Annotated in this window: 2 protein-coding genes; both read right to left on the bottom strand. The window is 36.7% G+C overall.

Translation table 11 applies throughout. The annotated features are described in order from the left end of the window. Positions 1–1,185: N-acetylmuramoyl-L-alanine amidase family protein (locus Q9Q35_RS01470; protein WP_370648870.1), on the bottom strand; the 1,185-nt coding region annotated here is incomplete at its 3' end. Between the two features lie 316 nt (positions 1,186–1,501). Further along, positions 1,502–5,332 (bottom strand): glycoside hydrolase family 70 protein (locus Q9Q35_RS01475; RefSeq protein ID WP_304651819.1); only part of this gene is annotated, 3,831 nt, incomplete at its 5' end.

The following is a 5,332-nucleotide window of genomic DNA, read 5'->3' on the forward strand; positions in this document are numbered from 1 at the left end:
ACCATAGTCTTTGAGATTTTGGAAACCCCGTTGCATTGCACCGTTCTTATCAAATAGATACCAATGATCATTGATCTTTTTTTGACCGATCGCCATCGCACCGTTGAACGTGTCAAAGTAGCGGGTCGCGTTATCTAACCACTGCCAGCCATAGAGCATCCAACCATCTTGGTTATAATAAACCGTTTTGTTATCACCATAGTCTTTGAGATTTTGGAAACCCCGTTGCATTGCACCATTATTATCAAATAGATACCAATGCTCGTTGATCTTCTTTTGACCGATCGCCATCGCACCATTGAACGTATCAAAGTAGCGGGTCGCATTATCGATCCATTGCCAACCGTATTGCATTTGACCATTATCATCATAGTAGACTGTTTTATTTTGGTCAGGTATCTTTATAAAGCCTGTCTTCATTGCGCCATCGTAAGTATCAAAGTTATACCAAGCACCATTGATCTTTTGTTGACCGTACTGCATTTGACCATTATCATCATAGTAAACTGTCTTATTTTCACCATAATCTTTGAGATCTTGGAAGCCTCGTTGCATTTGACCTTCATTATTAAACAAATACCAATTGCCATCGATATTCTTCTGACCAGTTGTCATTGCACCATTATAGGTATCAAAATAGTATTTATTATTTTTAATATCTTGCCAACCATACTGCATCTGACCATTTTCTGGACTGTAGTAAACTGTTTTATTTTGGTCTTTTAGCTCTTGAAACCCTGTCATTTGTTGACCAGTCGTTTCATTTACTAAATACCAATGATCATCACGTTTTTGCTCAACTAGATCATTTTTACTATTATCGGTATTTGGGCTATTTACTACTGTAGTCTCTTTTACTGTATTTTGAACCGTTGTATCCTTGGTAGCATCTTTCTCAGGTGTATTTATCTCTACTTGTTCAGATTCTTTAGGCGTTGTGCTGATCGTAGTACTTGTTTTTTGACCATCATTTTCTGATCCTACTGTTTCAGAAGTTTTCTTGATCTCCTCAGTTGGTTCTTGTACCTTGGATGTTTCAGAAGCATTGACTTGGTCTGCCGAAACATCTTGCTGATTACAGGCACCGGTCGCTAATAAAGCAATCGTTAAACTAGAAATATAAATAAGTTTTTTAGATTTTACCGTTTGATTAGCCAGAATTTTTTCTAACCGTTCAATATCCATTACTAAAGCCTCCCGAATTACTATAAACAGACTAATTTTACCACCAATATTAATAAAAGTGTATTTAAAAATACTTTTTTACTAAAAACATCCTATTCTCAGTACTTATACAAAAGAGGTTGTGATATAAGTAAAAAAACATCTTCAAATTCCGAACGTTGGAATTTTGAAGATGTCTTTCTTTATCCTGAAAATACTAGTTTTTAAGACTTTACAGAATCAAGTACCAACTAAACAACGAATAGTAATTCTTTAGCGGTAATTTTCATTAATATATATAATATTAAAGACTACTTATGCCACAGCCTTTTTTCTTCTATTTGATCAATCGTCCATTTTTATCGAAATTATATTCCGCTCCATTGATCTCTTTTTTCTGATTTTTGATCATTCTACCATATTGATCAAAGTAATATGTTGCTCCATCCCGTGCAGTCATGAATCCATTTCTAAATGAGACCCCGTTATCCATAAAGAAATACACTCCTCCATATTCTGGAGCATCTAAAACTACAAAACCATTATTAGAATCGCCATTTTCACGAACCATATGACCAGCATCATCGAAATAATACCAGTTACCATCTTTTTCTAAAAATTGGTTTCGATATAACTTACCATCTTTAAAATAACTAATACTTCCATCTTCATTTTCAACAAAAGCACTGTCTAGTGAAGAATTTTTAAGCTGTATTGGCAATCCATTACGATCAACATTGAAATATACGCCACTATTTTTATCCTTCAAAACATAGCCAGCACCTCTACTCAAAATATTAGTACCGTTCATATATTTAGCTGACCATTCTTTGATCTGCACATCACCATTGATCGGAACACCAGTTGAAACTTGAGATTTTTGGAATAGTTGTGGATACTTTTGCTTCAACTCTTCCAAGAATGCACCCCCAAATTTATTTTGGTACTCTCCACCACCACGAGTATTAGCAACGTACAATGTATCATTGATCTGAGAACCATCAATGTAATTTCCATGGTCATCTACTCGAGTAGCTGCAACAACTTCTTTACCTGGCAAAGCATAGACTTGATCTGGGACCCAGTCAGCAATTGCTTGTATCCCAACTTCATGTAAACTACGCAATGCTTGACGCAGATCACTATCTGTTCCATATTTAGTTGGTTCACCAAAGCCTAGATCATAACGATCTGTAAAGGCATAACCATTGCTAATAATGGAGTCGATAAAAGTACCATCTGTACTTGAACGATATTGCGGTGCAAATTCGAAGCTTGTGATCCCCCATTGCTTGAACAAATCAACATTCTTAGCGATCACCACATTGGCAGCCTGCTCTGGACTTGCTGGTGGAGCTTGGAAGTTAGAAAAACCTTCATATATAATATTTGAATCTGTTGCAGCATTTGATCTGAACATTTCATCATTATCATGTTTTTCTGTTGATGCTGGTGTCCGTGCATCTTGATCACTTTCAGCACCTACCGGGACCCAAACAGCAAGATAACCTGTTACAAATGGATTAGTTACGCCCCTAACACTTGTATTTGCCAACACATTTCCGTTAACTACGACATCTTTGTTACTGAAGATCAGATCACCATTATTATCTGTATACATAACTGGTGCATTAGTATCTGATGTATAATTCTCAATACCATCATTTGTTGAAAGTACAACCGGCCGATATGCTTGGTTACGGTGAGCAGCTCCCATATGCAATACTACCTGTTCACCATCAGAAAGTTTTAAATCAGTATTATTAGAAATAATGACTCCGATACCTTCTGTTCTAGTTTCATCAGTACCCGTATCACTTGCTTTCATTGCTCCCTTACCGAAACGAACACTTGTCAAAATATCATGTTGGTCAACAGCCATTGTTTGACCACCTGCTACATATTTGACCCTAGAGCGTAACAAATTATCGATAACATCGTAATAGATCGACTTTTGAGACATATATTGTCCACCATCGGTAAAGACATCACCATAGTAAACACGTGGGATGCTATCTTTATTTGTCAATAACAATGCATACGAGCTTGGAATATTGTAGCGATTGTATTTTTTCACGGTCTTTGCTTGGTCAGCATTGTATAATTCTAGCCCTTTTGCTAATTGATCCCAATTAGAATGATTTGCTTCTGCACCAGTAGCATCAGTCGTGGCTTGTTGCACCATGTCTTGAACAGCGTAATCATGTGCTCTAACGAAGGCAAAACTAGGGATCGCAACATTCTCACTATCATCATTGCCCCGATCGACCATATACCATTCAAGAAAACGCCCCATACGGTCATTTTCACCTTGTTGCTTACTTAAAGAAGCTGTTATCTGAGTCACAGTATGGTTATCAATAGAAATTTGTGGAGTTCCAATTTTTTTAGTGTACTCTGCATCGTTGATATTCCAATCTTCCAAAATTGAAAGATGTTTATTGGCATTAGCATCATTTTCTGAAGTCCCATATGCTGCACGCATATAATCACCAGCAATGGATAATAGATCTGCATCAACATTATCCACCGCATCGATTCGAATTCCATCAAAGTTTGCTTGTGAGTCATTAGCAGTAATGTTTCCAAAGTTCAATAAGTAGTGTAACCAATTCAATTGTTCTGCTTGAACGATCGGATTAGAGTTATCTATGTCGTTTGCCAATAAGAACTCTGCCCCTTGCTCACCTTTTCCGTCAATATTTATCGGTTGACGACCCATCAATCTCCAATCAGATGCAGTATCTGGTACAAGATCATTGTTGACATATTTTAAGAAGCCACCTTGGAATTGAAAACCAAAGTATGCTGGATCTTCACTTTCACGATTCCACATCGGTTGTGTAGCAATAAAATCGCTCAAAGTTTCTCTGAGCCATTCTGTTTCTCCATTCTCGGCTGAGATCTTCTTTTCGATGTTCTTTTGAACTTCCTCAGCAGCCCTTTGTAGCTCCTTGCTATTATCGCTAGTTGAGAAGTTATTTTGTTGTAATAGTCCTTTATTTGCCATGAAATTGAGATAATTTACTTTTACCTCTTTATTAGGCCACCACACCATCAGTAGTGGACGTTTATCATTTGCAGTTGAAAGGCGCCAATTTTCACCGTTGTCTAAAATTTCTTTTGGCCGATACCATGAATCAGCCGTTAGATAACCATCAACGTTTTCAATATTTTTATCATCATGTGAATAGAGCATATTTCCACTGCGATAATCATCACTCACTGATAGATCAGTTAGCGTATAAGAATTAGGTTGTTTCTCACTTCCAATACCTGTCTGGCTATCAAAATAATACCACTTACCATTATCATTAAATAAAAAATTCTTTTTATAGCTAGCTGTTTTAGGATCGACATATACAATATTTGAATTTATTTTTTGTAAACCTGTCTTTAATTGTGCTGTATCTTTATCAAAAAATAGCTTTTCACCATTTACCTCTTGGATACCTGTCAAAAGATCGCCCGTATCTCCAAATAAAAACCAACGATCAGCTATATTATTTAAACTTGTAGCTTTTAAAGCACCATTAAATGTATCAAAATAATACTTCTTATTACCTACAGCTTGTTCACCGTATTGCATCCAACCATCGTTATCATACAACACTAATTTATTTTCCTTAGGTAAATATTGTAATCCTCGTTGCATTTCACCTTGATCATTAAAGAGATACCAATGATCATTTATCTTCTTTTCACCGACTGCCATCGCCCCATCATATGTGTCAAAGTAATGAGTCGCATTATTTACCCATTGCCAACCATATTGCATCCAGCCGTCTTCATTGTAATATGCATGCTTTTCTGATCCGTACGGACGAAGATCTTGAATGCCTCGTTGCATATTACCATCTTTATCGAAGAGATACCAATGATCATTTATTTTCTTTTCACCGACTGCCATCGCCCCATCATATGTATCAAAGTAATGGGTCGCATTATTTACCCATTGCCAACCATATTGCATCCAGCCGTCTTCATTGTAATATGCATGCTTTTCTGATCCGTACGGACGAAGATCTTGAATGCCTCGTTGCATATTGCCATCTTTATCGAAGAGATACCAATGATCATTTATTTTCTTTTCACCGACTGCCATCGCCCCATCATATGTATCAAAGTAATGGGTCGCATTATTTACCCATTGCCAACCATATTGCAT

This window comes from uncultured Ligilactobacillus sp., assembly GCF_948826705.1.
GTDB lineage: Bacteria > Bacillota > Bacilli > Lactobacillales > Lactobacillaceae > Ligilactobacillus.